Raw genomic sequence first — 21,427 nt, forward strand, 5'->3', positions numbered from 1 at the left:
GCCGGGTTAGCCGCCCGGTAAGTGACCACCGTTCGCATCGGCTTTCCCGCACAGCAATCCGCAACAGTGACGGTCGGTCACCATCGCGACACATGCCTAGCCCGTCGACCGGAGCCGGGTGGAGACTCCGCCGCATGGAGAACGTGGAGCGTGAGCGCACGAACGAGCGCTTCGAGAAGGTGGCCGAGGAGACCTCGGAGACCGTGACCCACGCGGCCACGGTCCTGGAGGAGGAACTCGCGGCGGGGCTGGCCGGCGCCCGGCGGCTCGAGGAGAAGCTGACCGAAAGCCGCCGGGTCGACCCGGAGGCGTTCGACGAACTCGTCGCGCGGGTCCGCACCGACGGGCACGCCCTGATCGACACCGTGGTCGGGCAGCTGAAGATGGCCGACGACCAGCGCGGTGAGGTGATCCGGCGGTACACGTCGGACGCGCACGACGCGCTGGACACCGTACTCAATCTGGCGCGGCTGGCCCCCGAGGTCGCAAACGGGCTCGCGGACCGGCTGGCGTCGCCGGCCCCGAAGCGGCCCACGGACCGGTAGCCGCGCGATGGCGCCGACCACCGGGGTGGCCGGCGGGCACGTGGAACGGATGCTGGAGCGCTATCGCGGGCTCGCCCTCGGCGCGCTGCTCGACGACGTGCCCGACGGCGGCCCGCGATACCTCTACGACCTGGTCGCGGAGTATCCGCGCCGGTGGGGCAAGGGGTTGCGCGCCGCGCTGTGCCTGGCCACGTGCCGGGCGTTCGGCGGCGGCGACGCGGTGGGCCTCAACGCCGCGGTGACAGTGGAGCTGTTCCACAACGCCTTCCTCATCCACGACGACATCCAGGACGAAAGCGAGCAGCGGCGCGGCGGGCGGACGCTGCACGCCGAGTACAGCGTGGGCGTGGCGCTGAACGTCGGCAACATGACGAACCTGCTGGCGTTGCGGCGGCTGGCGGCGAACCGGGCGGCCCTCGGCTCCGGGATCGCCTGGCGGCTGTTCACCGAGACCGAGCTGATGATGCGCCACTCGCTGGAGGGGCAGGCGCTCGAGATCGGCTGGATCCGCGACAACGTGTGCGACCTGGACGCCGACGACTACTACCGGATGTGCCTGAAGAAGACGTCCTGGTACACGTGCATCTACCCGTGCCGCACCGGCGTCCTCGTGGCGACCGGCCGGGAGAACGCGGTCGACGTGCTGGATCGGTACGGCTGGTATCTGGGCGCGGCGTTCCAGATCCAGGACGACGCGCTCAACCTCACCGGCGACTACGCCCGCTACGGCAAGGAGATCGCCGGTGACCTGTGGGAGGGCAAGCGCACGCTGATCCTGATCGACTTCATGCGGCGGTGCACACCGGAGGAACGTGAACGGCTCGTGCGGTTGCTGAGCCGTACCCGCGCGCAGCGCACCGACGCCGAGGTGCGCTGGCTGCACGGGCGGCTGCTCGCGTACGACTGTGTGGAGTCGGCGCGGCGCAGCGCCCGGGATCTCGCGCTGGCGGCCCGGCGTGAGGGTGAGCGGGCGCTGGGCGCCGCCGCCGACACCGAGGACGGCCGTTTCCTGCTGGAGCTGACCGACTACGTGGTGGAACGGGCCCGTTAGCCGCCCAGGATCCCGCGCAGCCAGGTGAGCTGTTCGCCCTGGTGTGCCGCCTCGCCGCCCTCGTGGTCGTTGAACTCGTACACCCGCACGTCCTTGTCGCCGCCGTAGCGGTGGTAGGCGGCGAAGCAGGTCGACGGCGGACAGACCTGGTCACGCAGGGCGATGGAGAACAGCGCCGGCGCGGTGGCGCGCGGCGCGAGCACTGCGGCGTCCAGGTAGGACAGCGTGCGGAACACCTGGTCGGCGCGGTCGCGGTGCAGCGCGAGGTACTCGACGACCTCGGCGTACGGGCTGTCCGGCCCGGCGACGCGCACGCCCCGGCGGATGTCGCACAGGAACGGCACGTCCGGCATGACGGCCACGACGTCCGGGCACAACGCGCCGACGGCCAGGGCGAGGCCGCCGCCCTGGCTGAAGCCGGTCACCGCCACCCGCGCCGGGTCGACGGCCGGGTGCCGCCGGGCGGCCTCGGCGAACCGGACCGCGTCGGTGATGAGCCGCCGGTAGTAGTGCTCCGCCGGGTCGGCGACGCCCCGGGTGAGGAAGCCGGGCACGGTGCCGGCCGGGTAGGGGTGCGGGTCGGGCGTGCCGCCGGTGGCGGCGCTCCACCCCTGGCCGCGGCTGTCCATGATCAGGTGCGCGAAGCCGGCCGCCGCCCAGAACAGCTTCTCGTGCGGCAGGCCGCGGCCCCGGCCGTAGCCGAGGTACTCGACCACGCAGGGCAGCGGCCCGTCGGCACCGGCGGGCAGGTGCAGCCATCCGCGTACCGGCTCACCGGCGAAACCGGGGATCGTGACCGCGTACGTCCGGATCTGGGTCAGCCCGGTGTCGACCGGCTCGTAGACCGCCGCCGCCGGGTCGCCGCCGCCGTCGAGCGTGCGCGCCCAGAATCCGTCCAGGTCCGCCGGCACGTCCAGCTCCGGCCGGTACGCGAGGCAGCCGGCCAGGTCGAGGTCGGTCAGCGGCACGACGCGGCCTCCCGTACGGCGGACGCGAACCAGCCGGTGATGGTGCTCGGGTGGGTGATGGCGGTGCCGACCACCACCGTCCACGCGCCCGCCCGCAGCGCCTGCGCGGCCTGCTCCGGGGTGTGGATGCGTCCCTCGGCGACCACCGGGACGTCGACCGCGGCGGCGAGCCGGGCGACCAGGTCCAGGTCCGGTCCGTCGCCCTTTGTGGTGTACGCGGTGTACCCGGAGAGCGTGGTGCCGACCAGGTCGGCGCCGGCAGCGGCGGCGGCGATGCCCTCGTCGAACGTGGAGCAGTCGGCCATCACCAGCGCGCCGGTGCGCTCGTGCACGGCGGCGATCGTCTCGGCGAGCGTACGGCCGTCGGGCCGGGGCCGGGACGTGCCGTCGAGCGCGACGACGTGCGCCCCGGCGTCGGCGACGGCCAGCGCGTGTTCGAGCGTCGGGGTGATGAAGACGTCGTCGTCGCCGTCCTTCCAGAGCCCGATCAGCGGCAGGTCCACCGCCGCGCGGATGGCCGCGATGTCCGCCAGTCCCTGGGCGCGGATGCCGGCGGCGCCGCCGCGTGCGGTGGCCAGCGCGACCCGGCGCATGGTGTCCGGGTCGCGCATGGGCTCACCCGGGTACGCCTGGCAGGAGACCACCAGGCGGTGGCGGATCTGGTCGACGAGGGAGTTCATGAGACCTTCCAGGCGAGCGAGGCGGCGCCGAGCAACGGCGCGTCGGGGCCGAGGGTGGAGGCGAGGACCGGCACGCCGGCCAGGCCGGGCAGCGTCTCGGCGGGCACCGCGTCACGCAGCGCCCGCCACCACGGCTCGCCGAGGCCGGTGACGCCGCCGCCGATCACCACGGCGGCGGGGTCGAGCACGTTGACCAGGCCGCCGACGGCGGACCCGACGGCCGTGCCGCCGAGCCGGACGACGTCGCGGGCCGTCTCGTCGCCACCTGCCGCGAGCGCGGCGACGGCCCGCAGGTCGGCCACCGGACGGCCGGTACGCCGGACGTACTCGGCGGTGAGCGCGGGCCCGGCGGCGATCGCCTCCAGGTGCCCGCGCCCGCCGCAGGTGCAGGCAAGCGTTCCGGCGTACGCCGACGGCTGGTGCCCGGCGTGCCCGGCCGCGCTGTGCGCACCGGCGAGCACTGTGTCGCCGAGGACGAACGACGCCCCGACACCGGTGCCCACGGCGACGTAGAGCACCGTGTCGTACCCGGCCGCGACGCCGTGACGCGCCTCGCCCAGCGCGTGGGCGTGCACGTCGTTGACCACGGTGACCGGCACGCCGAGGCGCCGGCCCAGGTCGCCGCGCAGGTCCGTGCCGGCCCATCCGGTCAGCACATCGGTGGCGGACAGCACCAGGCCGGAGCCGCTGTCGATGACACCGGCGCTGCCCACGCCGAGCGCCCGTACGACGTCCGGCGCGTCCGCCCGCAGCTTCTCGACCAGGCCGGCGGCGGTGTCGAGCACCGCTGCGGCGCCGGAGCGACCGGGTGTCGGCGCGGTACGCCGGCCGACGACCTCGCCGGCGGCGGTGACCAGCGCGGCTGTGGTCTTGGTGCCGCCGATGTCGAGCGCGGCGACCAGACCGGTCGTGCTCACCTCGGGCATGGTCAGAGCAGCCCGGCCAGTTCCAGCTGGGTACGCACGCGGCCCGTCTCGGCGTCGTCCAGCGGCCGCAGCGGCAGCGACACCGCGTTGCCGGCGATGACGCCGAGCAGGGACAGCGCGGTCTTGAACGCGCCGACGCCCCGGGTGGCGCCCGCCGAGGTGGCCGGGTCGGCCGCGTCGACGATGCGGAACAACCGGGTCAGGCGGTCCTGCTCCCGGCGGGCCGCGGCCCAGTCGCCGGCCACGCAGGCGCGGTGCAGCCGCACGTACCCGGCCGGGTCCACGTTGCCCAGTCCGGGCACCGAGCCGGAGCCACCGGCGAGCATCATCGCGTCGACCACGACCTCGTGGCCGGTGAGCAGGCTGAAGTCGCGCTCCGGCGCGTGCTCGGCGATGGCGAGCGCCAGCTGGCGGAACGCGACGTCGTCGCCGCTGGAGTCCTTGACGCCGGCCAGCACACCCTCGGTGGCGAGGCGGGTCAGCAGGTCGACGGAGAGCTTGCTGTGCACGCAGACCGGGATGTCGTACGCCAGCAGCGGAAGCTCGACCGCCGCGGCGACGGCGCGGAAGTGCCGCTCGATCTCGTGCGGGCCGACGATGGCGTAGAACGGGGCGGTCACGACGAGGCCGTCCGCGCCCAGCCGGGTGGACGCCTCGGCCCGCTCCACGACCCGGCGGGTGGTGGGTTCGATGCAGCCGGCGAGGACCGGCACGGCGCCGCCGGCGGTCTTGACGATGGTCTCCAGCGCGAGGTCCCGCTGCCGGTCGGTGAGGAAGACCGTCTCGCCGGAGCTGCCGAGGGCGAAGATGCCGTCGACGCCGGCGTCGAGCAGCCATTCGACCAGCCGTTCCAGGGAGTGGACGTCGACCTCGCCCTCTTCGGTCAGGGGGGTGACGGCCGGCGGCACGACTCCGGCGAACCGCGGGGCTGGGGTGGTCACAGGTTCTCCTCGACAGACTCAGTTGTGGTGCGGCCGGTCGCCGAGGTGGCGAGCGCGACCAGTTCGGTGTTGGCGGTGCCGGCGGGCACCGGGTGGTGGCAGCGGAACTCGTGGCCCGCGCCCTCGGCGGGGCGCGGCGCGGGCATGTCCACGGCGCAGCCGTCGGTGGCGGCCCAGCAGCGGGTCCGGAACGGGCAGCCGCTCGGCGGCCGGGTCGCCGACGGGACCGGGCCGACCAGCGGAATGGGCTCGATCGGTGAGAGCAGGCCCGGCGTGGCCGAGAACAAGGCCCGGGTGTACGGGTGCCGGCCGCCCTCGGGCAGCAGGTCGGCGGGGGTCTGCTCGACGATGCGGCCCAGGTACATGGTGACGACCCGGTCGCTGACCCGCTTGACGGTCTGGATGTCGTGCGACACCAGCACCATGGCCAGGCCGAGCCGGTCCTTGAGGTCCAGCAGCAGGTTGAGGATCTGCGCGCGGACCGACACGTCGAGCGCGCTGGTCGGCTCGTCGGCGATGACCAGCCCCGGTTCCAGGGCCAGCGCGCGGGCGATGGACACCCGCTGGCGCTGGCCGCCGGAGAGCTGGCTGGGCAGCACGTCGGCGACCGAGCGGGGCAGGCCGACCAGGGCCATCAGCTCGGTCACCCGCTGCTCGCGCTGCTGCCGGGTGCCCCGGCGGTGCACGTCGAGCGGGTCGCGCAGGATGTCGCGTACCGGCATCCGGCGGTTCAGTGAGGTGGCCGGGTCCTGGAAGATCATGCCGACGCCGGCGCCGATGTGCTCGCGCCGCTCGGTGGCGGTCATCGACCACACGTCCTTGCCGGCGAAGGACACCGTGCCGGCGGTCGGCCGTTGCAGGCCGACGAGCACCTTGGCGAGGGTGGACTTGCCGCAGCCGGACTCGCCGACGATGCCGACCGTCTCGCCGGCCCGGATGACCAGGTCGGCGCCGGTGAGCGCGTAGACCTTCTCCCGGCTGAACATGCCGCCGCCGCGCGCGGCGTGCACCACGTGCACGTCGCTCAGCTCGGCGATCGGCCGGTGCTCGGCGGTGGCGCTCATCGGGCCGGCTCCTTCTCGCTGACGGTGACGGCGGGGTGGTGGCAGGCGTACCCGTGGCCGTCCGTGCCCGCCATGGTGGGCGCGGTGTCCCGGCAGATCTCGGTCGCCATCGGGCAGCGGTCGGAGAACCGGCAACCCTTCGGGAAGTCGGCCGGTGAGGGCACCACGCCGCGGATCTGGGTGAGCCGTTCCGCGCCGGTCTCCAGGGACAGGACGGAACCGAGCAGCCCGCGGGCGTAGTGGTGGGCGGGCGCCTCCATCACGTCGGCGGTCACGCCGGTCTCCACGATCTGCCCGCCGTACATCACCACGACCCGGTCGCAGACGTCGCTGACCAGGGCGAGGTCGTGGCTGACCAGGATGAGGGCGAAGCCGAGCCGCTCGCGCAGCTCCAGCAGCAGCGCCATCACCTGGGCCTGCACGGTGACGTCGAGCGCTGTGGTCGGCTCGTCCGCGATGATCAGCTTCGGGTCGCGGGACAGCGCCATGGCGATCACCACGCGCTGCCGCTGCCCGCCGGACAGCTCGTGCGGGTACGCGGCGAGCGTGCGCCGCGGGTCCAGCCCGACCAGCCGCATCAGTTCCTCGGCCGAGCGGGTGCCGCCGCGGCGGATCATCTGGGCGAGCTGGGCGCCGACGCGCAGCGCCGGGTTCAGCGCCGACAGCGCGTCCTGGTAGACCATGGCGATCTCGCGGCCCATCAGGGCGCGGCGGCCCTTGGCGTTGAGTTTCAGCAGGTCCGTGTCCTGGAAGCGGATCTCGCCGCGTACCCGGGTGCCCTGCGGCAGCAGACCCATGACGGCGAGGACGCTCAGCGACTTGCCGGAGCCGGACTCCCCCACCAGGCCGACGACCTCGCCGGGGCGTACGTCGAAGGTGAGCCCGTCGACGATGTCGACGCCGCGGTGGCGGCCCTCGAAGCCGATGGACAGGTCGCTGACCTGAAGGACCGGCTTGCCCTGCGGCAGCGGGCGGGCGCGCTCACGCAGCCGCTGCGCCGCCTCGGCCAGGCCGGGCAGCTCGACCACCTCGCCGGTGCCGGGCTGCGCCTGCTCCAGCGCGTCACCGCTGGTGGTGGACGTGGCGCGGCGCGCGGCCGGGGCGGCCCAGGCGTCGGACATGCCCTCGGAGAGCACGTTGAGCGCCAGCACGGTGAGCAGGATCAGCAGGCCGGGGAAGAACGTGGCCCACCAGCCGCCGATCTGCACCATCTCCTTGCCGAAGGCGATGACCGAGCCCCACGAGGAGGCCGCCTCCTGCGGGGCGAGGCCGCCGCCGATGAAGGACAGGGACGCCTCGAAGACGATCGCGTCGGCCACCATGACGGTGACGAAGACGAGGATCGGGGCGGCGCAGTTGCGCAGGACGTGCCGCCAGAGGATGTGCGGGCGGCGGGCGCCGATGATGCGCTCGGCGGCCACGTAGTCCTCGCCGTACTGGGACAGCACGTTGGCGCGGACGATGCGCGCGACCGACGGGGTGAACACGAACCCGATCGCGATGACGAGGACCAGCAGGCTGTTCTTGCCGAACGAGATGATCAGCAGCGCGGAGAGCACGATCGTGGGGAAGGCCATGACCACGTCGAGGCAGCGCATGATGATCTCGTCGACGACGGTGCGGCTGCTGCCGGCGAGCGCGCCGAGGATCGCGCCGAGCACCAGCGCGATGCCGGCCGCGCCGAAACCGACGATCAGGGAGCGCCGGGTGCCGGCGACCAGCCGGGAGAAGACGTCGCGGCCGAGTTTGTCCAGGCCGAACCAGAAGTCGCCGTTCGGGCCGGTCAGCGCCGGTCCGAGGCCGGTCTGGGTGGGGTCGTGGCGCAGCAGCAGCGGGGCGAGCACGCCGACCACGACGATGAGCGCGACGAAGCCGAGCGCGAACCGGGCCGCGAGACCGAGCCGGGCGAAGGCCATGCCGGGGCGGGACAGCCGCGTGGTGAGGGACCGGCGCATCAGTGGCCTCCGCGCAGTCGGGGGTTGGCGAAGAGGTAGAGGATGTCGACGACCAGGTTCACCAGGACGAAGCACAGCGCGATGGTGAGCACGGTGCCCTGGGCGAGCGCGGTGTCGTTCTGCTGGACGGCGCTCATGATCTGGGTGCCCATGCCGGGCAGCGAGAAGATGGCCTCGATGACGACGGTGCCGCCGATGAGGTAGCCGATCCGCAGGCCGAGCGCGGTGAGCGGGTTGACCAGCGCGTTGCGCAGCACGTTGCGGCCGATCACCACGCGCGGTGGCAGTCCGGCGCCGACGGCGGTGCGGACGTAGTCCTTGTCGAGTTCCTCGACCATCGACGTGCGGACGATGCGGGCCAGCGAGCAGCCGACCGGTACGGCCAGCGCCAGCGCGGGCAGCGCGAGGGACTGCAGCCAGAGGCCGACCGAGTCGGCGGGGTTGACGTATCCGCCGGTCGGGAAGATCGGGCGGCGGACCGAGAACTCCTGGATGAACAGCAGGGCCAGCCAGAACGAAGGCGTGGCGATGCCGGCCATGGAGACGATCCGGATGACCTGGTCGGGCCAGCGGTCCCGGTACAGGGCGGCCGGGATGCCGAGGGCCAGCGCGATGACCAGCGCGCCGACGACGCCGAGCGCGGTGAGCTGGATGGTCAGCGGCAGCGCCATGGCGATCTTCTCGGCGACCGGGACCGACGGCGGGAACGTCATGCCGAGGTCGCCGCGGACGAGGTCGCCGAGGAAGTGCAGGTAGCGCAGCGGCAGCGGGTCGTTCAGCCCGTTCGCGGCGCGGAACGCCTCGACCTGCGCCGGCGTGGCCTGGTCGCCGAGGACGGACAGCGCCGGGTCGATCGGGGAGAACTGCATGATCACGAAGACGAAGAGCGTGATGCCCAGCACCAGGGGGATCAGCGTCAGGAATCGTCGTGCGACCAGGTTCAGGACGGTCAGCATGGATTCTCTTTCTCGTGGCGGGGCGCCGGGGCGTCCCGTCCGGCCGCACGGGTCACGTGCGGCCGGACGGGACGGAGGCGGGGGCGGAGCCCCGAGTGGGCTCAGCCGGTCCGGCCGGTGCCCAGGAAGTACAGGCCGGTGGTCGAGGCGCCCGAGAAGCCGTCGAGCTTGGCCGGGTCGTACGCGGTGACGACCTTGGTGTGCAGGATCGGGTAGAGCGGGGCGTCGTCCGCCACCATGTCCAGGGCCTGCTTCCACAGCGCCTTGCGGGCCGCCTCGTCGGAGGTCTGCGCGGCCTTGTCCAGCAGGTCGCCCATGGCCTTGCGGTTGGCGTCGCTCCAGCGGTAACGCTGGCCCGGCCAGGTCTCGCCGAAGTAGTACCAGCGCATCAGCAGGTCGGTGTCGACGCCGAAGACGCTCGGGTCACCGGTGGCCATGAGCACCCGGAACGTGTCCTTGGGGACGATGTCGCCGTAGATGGCCGAGGACGGCACGGTGTTGAGCGTGGCGTTGACGCCGATCTTCTTCCACTGCTCGATGACCAGCGGGGCGACGTCCTTGACCACCGAGTTGTCGGTGGTGTCGAGCCGGAACGACAGGTTGGTGACGCCGGCCTCCTGGAGCAGGGCCTTGGCCTTGTCCGGGTTGTAGTCGTAGACGGTGGCGGCCTTCTGGTACGCCTTGTTGCCCTCGTCGAGGTAGCTGGTCGCCGGGCTGCCGTAGCCGTTGAGCGCGGTCTTGATGACCGCGTCCTTGTCGATGGCGTAGTGCAGGGCCTGGCGGACGCGCTTGTCGCTGAACGGCGCGGCGGCGTTGTTGAACATGAGGAAGACCTGGTTGAAGGCCTGCTTCACGTCGATCGTGTACTTGTCCTTGAGCGAGTCGACGTTCAGGTACGGCACGGCCTCGATGGCCTGCACGCGGCCGCCCTGCAGGTCCGACACCCGGGCCGACGCCTCGGTGGTGGTGTTCCACGTCATCGTCTCGACCTTGGCCGGGCGCGGGCCGTTGTAGGTCTCGTTCTTGCTCAGCTTGATGCCGGATTCCTTGGACGCGCTGTCCACCTTGAACGGGCCGGACCCGATCGGCGCGGTGTCGAACGCCTTGGCCGCTGCCGCGTCACCGGTCTTGGCCTTGGGCACGACCTTGATGACCGAGATCCGCTCGCTGAACAGGGCGAACGGGTACTTCAGCTTGAACTCGACGGTGGCCGCGTCCTTGGCGGTGACGCTGTCGAGGAACGAGACGAAGCCCTGCATCAGCGGCGGCGCCTTCGGGTCCGCCGGCTTCAGCACGCGGGTGAACGACCAGGCGACGTCCTCGGCGGTGACGGGGGTGCCGTCGGAGAACTTCGCGCCGTCGCGCAGCGTCACGGTGTACGTGAGGCCGTCGGCGCCGGGCGTCGGGTCGCTCTTGGCCAGCGCGTTGTAGGGTTCCCGCGTGATCGGGTCGAGGTCCACGAGACCCTCGAAGACGTGCTGGTTGACGGCGGTCGCCACGGCGGAGGAGGCGTTGCCCGGGTCGAAACCGCTGGAGAGCGTGAACGCCAGGGTGGCCTCGATCGACGTGCCCGCCTTCCCGCCGCTGACCGCGTTGGTCGAGGCGGGACCGCCGCTGCAGGCCACCAGCCCGAGGGCGAGGGTCGCTCCGAGGGAGGCGACGGCCAGGGGGCGGACGCGGCGGCGCGGCACGCGCCAGCTCCGCGACTTACCGGTGGTGCTCACGTAGATGCCTCCATAGGCTCTTCATGCGCTCGCGTCGCCGCTCGCGCCGGGGATGTGAAGTGTAAGGTGTATGACGTCTGACGTCTGATGCCGGTAGGGTGAGGGTGTCAGATTCGGGAACGAAGGGCAAGGGGCAGATGACGACCATTGACGCCAGTCCGCTACGCGGCGCCGAGCGGCCGAGCCCTCGCCGGCAGGAGGTCGCCACCAGGATCAAGGAGTACATCCTGCGCAACCGCCTCAAGCCGGGCAATCTCCTGCCCACCGAGACGGAGCTGTGCGAGGCGGTCGGCGCCAGCCGCTCCAGCGTCCGCGAGGCCGTCAAGATCCTCTCCGCGCTCGACATCGTCGAGGTGCGCCACGGCCACGGCACGTTCGTCGGCCGGATGTCCCTCAACGCCCTGGTGGAGAGCCTGACGTTCCGAGGGCTGCTCAGCGGCGAGGACGACCACCACGTACTGGCCCAGGTCGTCGACATCCGGCAGACGCTGGAGCAGGGGCTGGCGGCCACCGTCATCGACGCCCTGGACGAGGAGCACCGGTCGGAGCTGTCCGCGCTCGCCGACGAGATGCGCAGCCGGGCGGCACAGGGCGAGGACTTCCTCGACGTCGACCGGGCCTTCCACCTGAAGCTGATGGAGCCGCTCGGCAACGACCTGCTGGTCCAGCTGACCGAGGCGTTCTGGCAGGTGCAGGCCATCGTCGCGCCGACCCTGCGCACCGAGCCGGAGGACCGGGTCATCACCGCCCAGCGGCACCAGGCCATCGTGGCCGCCCTCACCGCCGGGGACGCGGCGGCGCTGCGCTCGGCCATCGCCGAGCACTACGCGCCCATCCGGGCGAGCATCGCCCGCGCCGCCCAGGCCTGAGCCGGCGACCGGACACCGGCAGGCCGGCCGCGGACCGGCCGGCCTGCGTGCGCCCTTTGTGCACGGTCCACATCGTCCGATTCCTTGACGGGTCCCATCGATCGGCTTAGCGTACGTACCCAACATCGGACGTCCGACGTCAGATGCCATCGCTTCCGATCCCCCACCCGTCCGGAAGGAATCCCCCGTGCCCCCTGTCCGTGCGATACCACGCCGGGTGACCGCCGTCCTGGCCGTCCTCCTAGGCCTGCTCACGGTGCTCCCCGCCACCCCGGCCCACGCCGCCCCCGCCGGCGTGACCGCCACCGTCGGCGCCGACTGCACCGCCGGCCGGCTCCTGCTCGACCTCGACAACCGCAGCACCACGACCCAGACCTACACAGTCACCTGGCCGGGTCGCTCCGGCTCGCCGTGGACCCGCACGGTCGCCGCCGGTGGCACCGCCGAGCTGTACTGGACGCTGGCCCCCGGCACGCCGTACACGCTGCGCACCACGACCCCGACCGGCCTGGACGAGACCGCCTCCGGCCTCTTCCACTGCGGCACCGGCATGTCCGCGCTCACCAGCTTCGACTGCACCAACGGCCGCCTCCAGCTCGCGCTGGAGAACCGCACCACGACCGCCCGGGACTTCACCGTCACGTGGCCCGGACGCACCGGCTCGCCGTGGACCCGCACCATCGCCGCCGGCGGCAACTACCTGCACTACTGGACCGTCGGCGCCGGCGCCCCTTACACGCTGCGGGTCACCGCCCCCGGCTTCGACACCACGCTGCGCGGCACCACCTCCTGCGACCTGGCCACCGGCAACCCGCAGATGACCAGCACCACGCTGCTCACCACGCAGACCGTGATCCGCGACCTCAACGGCCCGGGCGGCCGGTACGACGGCACCGTCGCCTCGGTCCGCATCCCCGGCCTGGCGGTCACCAACAACGGCACCGTCATCGCCGTCGCCGACGCCCGCGTGAACGGCTCGTACGACCTCGGCGGCGGCACCAACAACATCCAGATCGTGATGATCCGCAGCACCGACGGCGGCCGTACCTTCGAGCAGCCCCGGGTCATCCACGCCCCGCCCACCACCAGCGAGGGCGTCGGCGACCCCAGCCTGCTCGTGGACCGCGCCACCGGCGTCGTCTACTGCTTCTTCACCTACTCCCCCCGGCCCGGCATCAGCTTCTGGTCCGGCGGCTCCGGCCTGAACACCGCCGACGACCCGAACAGCATGCACCTGCGCTACATCACCAGCCGGGACAACGGCGCCACCTGGAGCGCGCCCGTCGAGCTGAACCCGGCCGTCAAGGACCCCACCTGGCGGCAGGTGTTCTTCTCCTCCGGTCACGGCATCCAGACCAGCACCGGCCGTCTGATCCAGCCGATCGCCTACCGGGACTCGGCCGGCACCAGCCACGCCGCGAACATCTACAGCGACGACAACGGCGCGACCTGGCGCCGTGGCGGATCCGCCGGCGGGAACATCAACGAGAGCAAGGCGATCGAGCGCGGCACCGGCGCGATCGTGCAGAACATGCGGCACAACTCGACCCGCAGCCGCTTCTACGCCACCTCCACCGACGGCGCCGCGACGTTCGGCGCGGCCACGGCCAGCACGCTGCTGACCGACCCGCTGTGCAACGCCGACGAGATGTCCTACCTGCGGCCGTCCGAGGTCGGCGCGAACCGGGCGCCGGTGCGGACCCGCACGGCCTTGTTCAGCAACAACGCGCACCCGAGCGCGCGCAACGACCTCACCGTACGGCTGTCCACCGACGACGGCGCGAGCTGGCCGGCGCGGGCACTGGTCAAGCCCGGCGGCGCCGGCTACTCGACGATGGCGGTGCTGGCCGACGGCACGGTCGGCAACCTGTACGAGGTGGGCGACACCGGCGGCATCTACTTCGCCCGGTTCAGCCTCGGCTGGGTGAAGGGCGCCTGAGAGCCGTGTCCCGCCCGGACAGCGGCGTCCGGGCGGGACACGGTCAGCGCTGCCAGCGCACCACGCCGCCGACCGCGGTCAGCGCCACTGTCAGGTCCCGCAGTCGCGCCGGCTCCACCCGGTACGGGTCGGTGGGCAGCGCGATGAAGTCGGCGAGCATGCCGGGGCGCAGCCGCCCCTTCAGGTGCTCCTCGTAGGAGGCGTACGCGCCGGCCCCGGTGAAGCAGCGCAGCGCCGTGTGAGGTCGAGCCGCTCGTGCGGGTCGACGCCGCCGGGCGGGGTCCCGTCGGGCTGCTGCCGGGTCACCGCGGCGTGCACGCCGAAGAACGGGTCGGGGTCCTCCACCGGGGCGTCTGACCCGAACGCCACGACGGCCCCGGCGTCGAGCAGGCTGCGCCAGGCGTACGAGGCGAGATCCCGGCCGGCGAGCATCCGGCTGGTCAGCGGAATGTCGCTGGTGCAGTGGGTGGGCTGCATCGAGGCGATCACGCCGGAGCGGGCGAGCAGCGGCACGTCCTCGGGCAGCAGGTGCTGCGTGTGCTCGATCCGGTGCCGCAGCCGCGCCGCGCCAGGCCCGGCCGAATCGCGCCAGCGCGCGTACGCCCGCAGCACCATCCGGTTCGCCGCGTCGCCGATGGCGTGCGCCGCCACCGCGATGCCGGCCCCGGCGGCGGTGGCCAGCAGCCGCTCGAACTCCTCGGCCGGGGTGACGGCGATGCCGTGGTTGCCGGGCTCGCCGTCGTACGGCTCGCTCATCAGGCAGGTGTGCGAGCCGAGCGCGCCGTCGGTGAAGATCTTCACCGGGCCGGTGCTCAGCCACCGGTCCCCGTCGCCGGTGGCCCAGCCGCTGTCGATCGCCTCGTCCAGCGCCGTGGCCGGGATCGTCTTGTGCACCCGCAGCGGCAGCTCGCCCCGGGCGTACAGCGTCTCGTAGGCGGCGCGGGCGTCCTGCCCGTCCAGGTCGTGGATGCCGGTCAGGCCGGCGGCGAGCAGCCGGGGCAGGTGGGCGCGCAACTGCGCGACCAGGTCACCGGCGTGCGGGGAGCGCACCACCGCGTACGCCGCGTCGGCCGCCGCCTCGCGCAGGATGCCGGTCGGCTCGCCGTGCTCGTCGCGTGCGATCTGCCCGCCGGGCGGGTCGGGGGTGGCGGCGTCGATGCCGAGGCGGGCCAGCGCGGCGCTGTTCACCCAGATGGTGTGGCCGTCGACGCTGGGTAGCGCGGCCGGGCGGTCCGGGCAGACCCGGTCCAGGTCGGTACGGGTCGGCTGCGCCGGCCGGGTCCACCTGTTGCTGTCCCACCCGCCGCCGAACAGCCAGGCGTCCGGCGGCAGCGTGGCGGCGTGCCGCGCGATCCGGGTCAGCGCCTCGTCCAGGCTCGCCGTGCCGCGCAGGTCCACCTGGTCCAGCCCGCGCACGTAGGACGCGGCGTGGATGTGACTGTCGATCAGCCCGGGCAGCACGGCCATCCCGCCGAGGTCGACCCGGCGCGCGCCGCCGCCGGCCCGGTCCCGGCACTCGGCGAGGTCGCCGACGGCGACGATCCGCTCGCCGCGGACCAGCATCGCCTCGGCGTGCGGGCGGGCCGGGTCGAGCGTGTGGATGCGGGCGTTCTCGTAGACCGTGCCGCTCATGGGCTCCCTGCCTCGACGCTGGGGCGGAGTCTCAGGACGTGCGGGCCGGCGACGTGTCCTGCGGCTCGCCGGCCCGGTCCGCCCGGATCCGGTCGATGTCGCCGGCCAACTCGTCGGTGATCAGCAGGTCCCGCCGGATGTCGTCGTGCGGGTACGCGGTCCGCCCGACCATGTGCGCGGCGACCGGGGCGGTGGCGAGCTGGAACAGGCCCACCAGGACCAGCGTGGTGATGTCCACCCCGGTACGCAGCCGCAACGCGCAGCCGAGCAGCACCAGCAGCAGCCCGAGCACCTGCGGCTTGGCCGCCGCGTGCATCCGCGACAGCACGTCCGGGAAGCGGATCAGCGCGATGCCGGCGGCCAGGCAGAGCAGGGCGCCCGCGATCAGGCAGACGCCGGCGACAGTGTCCAGGATCGTGTCGAGCGTCATTTCGGGTTTCTCCGAGCCGCGAAGCGGGCGACGCTCACCGAGCCGACGAACCCGACCAGGGCGAGGACCACGAGTACCGGCAGCGCGGTGGCGTCCCGGCTGTACGCGGCCTCGGTGGCGATGGCCGCGACCGCGACGGCGAGCAGCACGTCGGTGGCGACGGCCCGGTCGAGGATCGACGGCCCACGGATGATGCGGACGAGGGTGAGCCCACCGGCCGCGACGAGCAGCGCGGTGACGATCACGGCGACGACGGTCACGTCGGTGCTCCTTCCAGCTCGACCGACCCGGACGGGCCGGTGGGTGCGGATCGACGGATCAGGTCCAGTTCCTCGGCCGAGCCGACGGCGGCGACGATGCGCCCCTCCAGTTCCAGCACGCTCTGCCGGAAGCGCTCCACCTTGTCGAGGCTGCGGATGCCGATGACGTGCACGTAGAGGGTGCCGGTACGCCGGTCGGCCTCCAGGATCAGGCTGCCCGGCACCAGCGACAGGGCTTCGGCGTTGAGGGTGAGGTTGAGGTCGGTGTTCACCCGCAGCGGCACCGCGATGATCGCCGAGTGCGGGTGTCTGGACCGGACGGCCAGCCAGGCGATCTGGACCGACGCGACCACCAGGTCGCGCAGGAAGCGGGCCAGGAATCTCAGCAGCGGCACCGGCCGGATCCGGCCGGCGAAGGTCACCGGGGGCAGCGGGAAGACCACGAGCAACACGGCGGCGACCACCAGTCCGCTTATGACGTTCGCCCAGCTGAAGGTGCCCCACAGCAGCACCCAGACGGTGACCAGGCCGGTCACGGCGATCGCGCGGTTGCGCCAGCGGTCGCGGGGGGTCAGCGGCGCTTTCGGCTGACTGGTCACGGCGGTCCCTCCGGGAACACGGCCTCCACGTACGGGGCACGGCGCAGCAGGTCGTCTGCGGCGTCGGTGCTGATCTCGAACAGCGGCCCGGCCACCACTGTCAGCGCCAGACCGAGCACCACCAGGGCGGCGGTCGGCACCGTCATCAGCCGGGGCAGCACGGCCCCGGCCGGCGAGGCGCCCTCGTGCGGCTGCTCGGCGCCGCCGGTGCGGGCGGCCCGGTCGGCGTCGCCGGCCTCCGGCATGTCCGGGTGCGGCGCCCGCCAGAACGCCAGGTTCCACACCCGGGCGATGGCGTAGAGGGTGAGCAGGCTGGTCAGCAGCCCGCCCGCGACGAGCGCCCAGGCCAGGAACCCGCCGTCGTCCACCCCGGCCTGCACGAGGCCGAGCTTGCCCAGGAACCCGGAGAACGGTGGGATGCCGGCCAGGTTGAGCGCCGGTACGAAGAACAGCAACGCCAGCAGCGGTGACAGCCGGGCCAGCCCGCCGAGCCGGTCCAGCGCGGTGCTGCCGCCGCGTCGTTCGACCAGGCCGGCGGCGAGGAACAGCGTGGTCTGGATGGTGATGTGGTGCACCACGTAGAAGATCGCCGCGGACAGGCCGAGCGGGGTGGTCAGGCCGACCCCGAACAGCATGTAGCCGATGTGGCTGACCAGCGTGAACGACAGCAGTCGTTTGATGTCCGACTGGGCCACCGCGCCGAGGATGCCGACCACCATGGTCAACGCCGCTATCACCATGAGCAGGTCGGCGGTGCGTCCGCCGGGGAACAGCAGCGTCTCGGTGCGGATGATCGCGTACACGCCGACCTTGGTGAGCAGGCCGGCGAAGACGGCGGTCACCGGCGCGGGCGCGGTCGGGTAGCTGTCCGGCAACCACGCCGACAGCGGGAACACCGCCGCCTTGATCCCGAACGCGAGCAGCAGCATGCCCTGCAGGACCAGGCGCATGTCGTCGGGCAACGCGTCCAGGCGGTCGGCGAGCTGGGCCAGGTTCAGCGTGCCGGTGGCGGAGTAGACCAGGCCGATCGCCACCAGGAAGATCAACGACGAGAGCAGGCTGACCACGACGTACGTGGTGCCGGCCCGGATCCGCGTCTCGGTGCTGCCGAGCGTCAGCAGCACGTAGCTGGCGACCAGCAGGATCTCGAAGCCGACGTAGAGGTTGAACAGGTCGCCGGAGAGGAAGGCGTTGCACACGCCGGCGGTCAGCACGAGATAGGTCGGGTGGTAGACCGACAGCGGCGTCTCCTCGTTGCCGTCGGCCATGCCCTGCCCGATGGAGTAGACGAGCACGCACAGGGTGACCGAGGCGGAGACCACGAGCATCAACGCGGCGAGCTGGTCGGCGACGAGCACGATGCCCATCGGCGCGACCCAGCCGCCCACCTCGACCACGAGCGGGCCGTCCAGCGAAGACTGGACCAGGAGCAGTGCCGCCACGGCGACGGTGGCGGCGAGCACGACGATGCTGACCCAGCGCTGGGCGCGGGCCCGCCGGGCGAGCAGCAGCGTGAGGGCCGCGCCGAGCAGCGGCATCACCACCGGCAGCGGGACGAGCCAGGTCATCGGCCGCCCTCCGCCTCGGCCAGGACCCGCGCCTCGGGGCTGCCGTCCGCGGGGCCGCCGTCCGCGGTGTCGGCGTCGGCGGTGCCGGGGCCCTCGTCCCGGTCGGCCAGTTCCATGATGCGGCGGTCCTCGACGTCGTCCTGCACCTCGTCGTGGCCGTTGAGGTGCCAGCTGCGGTAGGCCAGCGCCAGCAGGAAAGCGGTCATGCCGAGCGTGATCACGATCGCGGTCAGCACCATGGCCTGCGGCAGCGGGTCGGCCATGTCCTCCTGGGCGGAGGTGCCGACGATCGGCGGGCCGCCGGCCCGGCCGCCGGTGAGCAGCAGCAGGTTCGCGCCGTTGCCGAGCAGGATGACCCCCATCAGGACGCGGGTGAGGCTGCGTTCCAGCAGCAGCGTGACCCCGGTGGCGAACAGGACGCCGATCACCAGGATGTAGACCAGGTTGGGAATGTTCGGGCTCATACCAGCTCCTCTTCCCGTACGCCGGCCGGCTCGGTCTCCTGCTCGTCGTCCTCCTCCTGGCGGTCCATCTCGGCGCCCAGGCTGCGCAGGATGTCCAGCACCAGGCCGACCACGATGAGGTAGACGCCCACGTCGAAGAAGACGGAGGTGACGAAGTGGACGTGGCCCAGCAGCGGCAGGTGGAAGTCGAGCGTCGCGCTCTGCAGGAACTCGCCGCCCAGCAGCATCGCGGCGACGCCGGTGCCGACCGCGACGAACAGTCCCGCGCCGAGCACGAAGCCGGCGTCCACCGGTGCGGCGCCGTTGAGTTCGGTACGCCCGCCCGCCAGATACCGCACCGCGAGCCCGAGACCGGCGACCAGCCCGGCGGCGAACCCGCCACCCGGCGCGTTGTGGCCGGAGAAGAGCAGGTAGATGGAGAACAGCAGGATGGCGTGGAAGAGCAGCCGGGTGACGACCTGGAGGATCACCGACTGCTGCCGGGACGTCGCGCCGCTGGTGAGCCAGCGCGGGCGCGACGACTGCTGCCGGCCGACGCCGGGGATGCCGCTGCGCAGGTCCAGGGCGCGGGTGCCGCGGAAGATCAGGCTGGCCACACCGGTGGCGGCCACCACCAGCACCGCGATCTCGCCCATCGTGTCCCAGGCCCGGATGTCGACGAGCGTCACGTTGACGACGTTCTTGCCGCCGCCGTAGGAGACCGCCTCGTCCGGGAAGCCGACCGAGATCGGCGTGGCGACCCGGCTGCCCGCCGCGACGTACGCCATGCCGGCGGTGACCACGCCGACGGCCACGCCGAGCGCCACGCGGAACTGCCGGGTGGCGCGGATCGGGCGGGCCGAGAACCGGCGCGGCAGGCGGCGCAGCACCAGCACGAACATCACGATCGTGACGGTCTCCACCAGGAACTGGGTGAGCGCCAGGTCCGGCGCGCCGTGCAGGATGAACAGCAGCGCCGTGCCGTAGCCGGTCACCCCGACCAGGATCATGGCGGTCAGCCGGCGGCGGGCGCGCGCGGCGACCAGCGCGGCGACCACGACCACCGCTCCCGCGACGGCCTGCAGCGGGGTGTCCCAGAGCTGGAACCGCTGCGCCCAGGGCAGGCCGGCCAGCACCGCCCCGCCCGGCAGGATCACCAGCACCAGCAGGATGACGCCGAGGTAGAACGGCAGGGATCCGCGCTGGGTGGCGCCGGTGAGCTCCACCGCCGCGCGGTCGACCGCGCTCGCCAGCCGCTCGTAGCCGGTGGCGCCGTCGAAGGGCAGCCGCAGCAGGCGCGGGCGGCGGCGCTGCAGCAGCAGGAACAGCCCGACGCCGCCGGTGACGGCCAGCGCCGACAGGCCGAGCGCCGGCGTCAGGCCGTGCCACAGCGCGAGGTGGTAGCCGGGGTCGGCGGTCGGGAACTGGTCGGCGTACGGGGCGAGCACCCGGTCCACCGCCGGAGCGGCGATCCCGACCACGAGGCCGGCGAGGGCGAGCACCGCCGCCGGGCCGAGGAAGGCCGGCTCGATCCGTTCGACAGGGGTGTCGGGCACGTCGGGCTTGGCGGCGAACGCGCCCCAGAGGAAACGCAACGTGTACGCGACGGTGAGCGCCGAACCGGCCACCACCCCGGCGAGTACCAGCAGCTCGACCGGGCCGCCGTGCAGGAACGCCTCCAGCGCTGCCTCTTTGGCCACGAAGCCGAACAGCGGCGGCAGCCCGGCCATGGAGGCGGCGGCGAGCCCGGCGACCGCCGCGAGCACCGGCGCACGGCGGCCCAGCCCACTCAGCTCGCGCAGGTCCCGGGTGCCGGTGACGTGGTCGACGACGCCGACGACGAGGAAGAGGGTGGCTTTGAACAGGGCGTGCGCCAGCAGCATCGCGGCGCCGGCCAGCGCGGTGTCGCGGGTGCCCGCCCCGAGGATCACCATGAGCAGGCCGAGCTGGCTGACCGTGCCGTACGCCAGCAGCAGCTTGAGGTCGACCTGCCGCAGCGCCGTCCAGCCGCCGAGGAACAGCGTGATCAGGCCGCCGCCGAGCAGGATGGCGCGCCACACGGTGGCCTGGCCGACCGCCGGGCCCATCAGCGCGGCCAGGAACACGCCCGCCTTGACCATGGCGGCGGCGTGCAGGTAGGCGCTGACCGGCGTGGGCGCGGCCATCGCGCGCGGCAGCCAGAAGCTGAACGGGAAGATCGCCGACTTGCTCGTCACGCCGAGCAGGACGAGCACCAGCGCGGCGGTGAGGTATCCGCCCTCCGGCAGGTTCCCGGCGATCTCGGACCACCGGTACGAGCCGGCGTGCTGGCCGAGCATGACGAACCCGGCGAGCATCGCCAGGCCGCCCAGCGTGGTCACGAGCAGCGCCTGCATCGCGGCGCGCCGGCTGGCCCGCTTGGTGGGGTCGCTGCCGATCAGCAGGTACGAGAAGACCGTGGTCAGTTCCCAGAACACGTACAGCAGCAGCAGGTCGTCGGAGACCACCAGGCCGAGCATCGCGCCGGCGAACGCGACGAACACCGCGGCGAACCGGCCGAGGCTCGGGTCGTCGGAGTGGAAGTAGCGCGCGCTGTAGACGAGCACGAGGGCGCCGACGCCGCCGACGAGCAGCACCAGCAGCCAGGACAGCGTGCCCATCCGCAGTGCCAGGTCGAGGCCGAGCTGCGGCACCCAGGTGACCGTCTCGACGACCGGCCGGCCCGCGCGGACCTCCTCGGTGCGGGTCAGGGCCCAGACTCCCGCCGCGGCGGGAACGGCGGCGAGGACGTAGAGAGCGCGTCGACCGAGTAGGCGTACCAGCACGGGGGCGATCACGGCTGCGAGCGCATGGACCGCCACCAGAACCAGCACACACACTCCTCAAGATCGACGCTCG

At 72.8% G+C, this 21,427-nt stretch carries 18 protein-coding genes and 1 pseudogene; 4 read left to right on the forward strand and 15 right to left on the reverse strand.

All coding sequences use genetic code 11. The features are described 5' to 3' along the window. The first annotated feature begins 134 nt into the window (after window positions 1–134). Both DQE82_RS24875 and DQE82_RS24880 read left to right on the forward strand, forming a co-directional pair. Entirely contained in the window at window positions 135–545 is a 411-nt protein-coding gene (locus tag DQE82_RS24875; RefSeq protein ID WP_013477142.1) for a hypothetical protein, read from the forward strand. 7 nt (window positions 546–552) lie between these two features. Then, a complete protein-coding gene (locus DQE82_RS24880) occupies window positions 553–1,596 on the forward strand; it encodes a polyprenyl synthetase family protein (RefSeq protein ID WP_113974290.1) in 1,044 nt (347 codons plus the stop codon). On the opposite strand, the gene DQE82_RS24885 is transcribed toward DQE82_RS24880, so the two are convergent. The 8 genes from DQE82_RS24885 to DQE82_RS24920 form a co-directional block, all read right to left on the reverse strand. After that, the gene (locus DQE82_RS24885) at window positions 1,593–2,564 is read right to left on the reverse strand and encodes an acetylxylan esterase (RefSeq protein ID WP_113974292.1); all 972 of its coding nucleotides are present in this window, start codon (window positions 2,562–2,564) and stop codon (window positions 1,593–1,595) included. The two genes, DQE82_RS24880 and DQE82_RS24885, sit on opposite strands and share 4 nt — an antisense overlap. Beyond that, entirely contained in the window at window positions 2,555–3,244 is a 690-nt protein-coding gene (locus tag DQE82_RS24890; RefSeq protein WP_113974294.1) for an N-acetylmannosamine-6-phosphate 2-epimerase, read from the reverse strand. The genes DQE82_RS24885 and DQE82_RS24890 overlap by 10 nt, the downstream gene beginning before the upstream one ends. Further along, window positions 3,241–4,170: an ROK family protein gene (locus DQE82_RS24895; RefSeq protein WP_113974296.1), complete on the reverse strand. Its 930-nt coding sequence runs from the start codon at window positions 4,168–4,170 to the stop codon at window positions 3,241–3,243. The genes DQE82_RS24890 and DQE82_RS24895 overlap by 4 nt, the downstream gene beginning before the upstream one ends. Window positions 4,171–4,172: 2 nt before the next feature. Continuing rightward, the gene (locus DQE82_RS24900; RefSeq protein ID WP_113974298.1) at window positions 4,173–5,111 is read right to left on the reverse strand and encodes a dihydrodipicolinate synthase family protein; all 939 of its coding nucleotides are present in this window, start codon (window positions 5,109–5,111) and stop codon (window positions 4,173–4,175) included. Then, a complete protein-coding gene (locus tag DQE82_RS24905; RefSeq protein ID WP_043324745.1) occupies window positions 5,108–6,175 on the reverse strand; it encodes an ABC transporter ATP-binding protein in 1,068 nt (355 codons plus the stop codon). The genes DQE82_RS24900 and DQE82_RS24905 overlap by 4 nt, the downstream gene beginning before the upstream one ends. After that, window positions 6,172–8,130: a dipeptide/oligopeptide/nickel ABC transporter permease/ATP-binding protein gene (locus DQE82_RS24910; RefSeq protein ID WP_113974300.1), complete on the reverse strand. Its 1,959-nt coding sequence runs from the start codon at window positions 8,128–8,130 to the stop codon at window positions 6,172–6,174. Before DQE82_RS24910 ends, DQE82_RS24905 begins: the two co-directional genes overlap by 4 nt. Further along, window positions 8,130–9,086 (reverse strand): ABC transporter permease, encoded by a 957-nt coding sequence (locus tag DQE82_RS24915; protein ID WP_064446265.1) that lies wholly within the window; start codon window positions 9,084–9,086, stop codon window positions 8,130–8,132. The genes DQE82_RS24910 and DQE82_RS24915 overlap by 1 nt, the downstream gene beginning before the upstream one ends. 101 nt (window positions 9,087–9,187) lie before the next feature. Beyond that, window positions 9,188–10,810, reverse strand: coding sequence for an ABC transporter substrate-binding protein (locus DQE82_RS24920; protein WP_043324748.1), 1,623 nt, complete (start codon window positions 10,808–10,810; stop codon window positions 9,188–9,190). A 137-nt stretch (window positions 10,811–10,947) separates the two neighbouring features. On the opposite strand from DQE82_RS24920, the gene DQE82_RS24925 reads away from it, so the two are divergent. Together DQE82_RS24925 and DQE82_RS24930 are read left to right on the forward strand one after the other, a co-directional pair. Beyond that, window positions 10,948–11,679 (forward strand): FadR/GntR family transcriptional regulator, encoded by a 732-nt coding sequence (locus DQE82_RS24925; RefSeq protein WP_104114786.1) that lies wholly within the window; start codon window positions 10,948–10,950, stop codon window positions 11,677–11,679. Between the two features lie 187 nt (window positions 11,680–11,866). Next, complete coding sequence (locus DQE82_RS24930; protein WP_113974301.1) at window positions 11,867–13,618, forward strand: exo-alpha-sialidase; 1,752 nt, start codon at window positions 11,867–11,869, stop codon at window positions 13,616–13,618. A 43-nt stretch (window positions 13,619–13,661) separates the two neighbouring features. Here the strand turns inward: DQE82_RS24930 and DQE82_RS24935 are convergent. From DQE82_RS24935 to DQE82_RS24965, 7 genes and pseudogenes are all read right to left on the reverse strand, one after another. Next, window positions 13,662–15,250 (reverse strand): annotated as a pseudogene (locus DQE82_RS24935) (amidohydrolase). A gap of 31 nt (window positions 15,251–15,281) precedes the next feature. Further along, a complete protein-coding gene (mnhG, locus tag DQE82_RS24940) occupies window positions 15,282–15,680 on the reverse strand; it encodes a monovalent cation/H(+) antiporter subunit G (RefSeq protein WP_043324754.1) in 399 nt (132 codons plus the stop codon). Beyond that, window positions 15,677–15,940, reverse strand: coding sequence for a monovalent cation/H+ antiporter complex subunit F (locus DQE82_RS24945; protein ID WP_043324755.1), 264 nt, complete (start codon window positions 15,938–15,940; stop codon window positions 15,677–15,679). Before DQE82_RS24945 ends, mnhG begins: the two co-directional genes overlap by 4 nt. After that, a complete protein-coding gene (locus tag DQE82_RS24950) occupies window positions 15,937–16,539 on the reverse strand; it encodes a Na+/H+ antiporter subunit E (protein ID WP_113974303.1) in 603 nt (200 codons plus the stop codon). The genes DQE82_RS24945 and DQE82_RS24950 overlap by 4 nt, the downstream gene beginning before the upstream one ends. Next, on the reverse strand, window positions 16,536–18,107 hold the full coding sequence (locus DQE82_RS24955; protein WP_113974305.1) for a Na+/H+ antiporter subunit D: 1,572 nt from the start codon (window positions 18,105–18,107) through the stop codon (window positions 16,536–16,538). Before DQE82_RS24955 ends, DQE82_RS24950 begins: the two co-directional genes overlap by 4 nt. Beyond that, window positions 18,104–18,571 (reverse strand): Na(+)/H(+) antiporter subunit C, encoded by a 468-nt coding sequence (locus DQE82_RS24960; protein WP_043324758.1) that lies wholly within the window; start codon window positions 18,569–18,571, stop codon window positions 18,104–18,106. Before DQE82_RS24960 ends, DQE82_RS24955 begins: the two co-directional genes overlap by 4 nt. After that, window positions 18,568–21,402, reverse strand: coding sequence for a Na+/H+ antiporter subunit A (locus DQE82_RS24965; protein ID WP_043324759.1), 2,835 nt, complete (start codon window positions 21,400–21,402; stop codon window positions 18,568–18,570). The genes DQE82_RS24960 and DQE82_RS24965 overlap by 4 nt, the downstream gene beginning before the upstream one ends. Between the last annotated feature and the right edge of the window lie 25 nt (window positions 21,403–21,427).

Source organism: Micromonospora sp. LHW51205 (genome assembly GCF_003315815.1).
Classification (GTDB): domain Bacteria; phylum Actinomycetota; class Actinomycetes; order Mycobacteriales; family Micromonosporaceae; genus Micromonospora; species Micromonospora chalcea.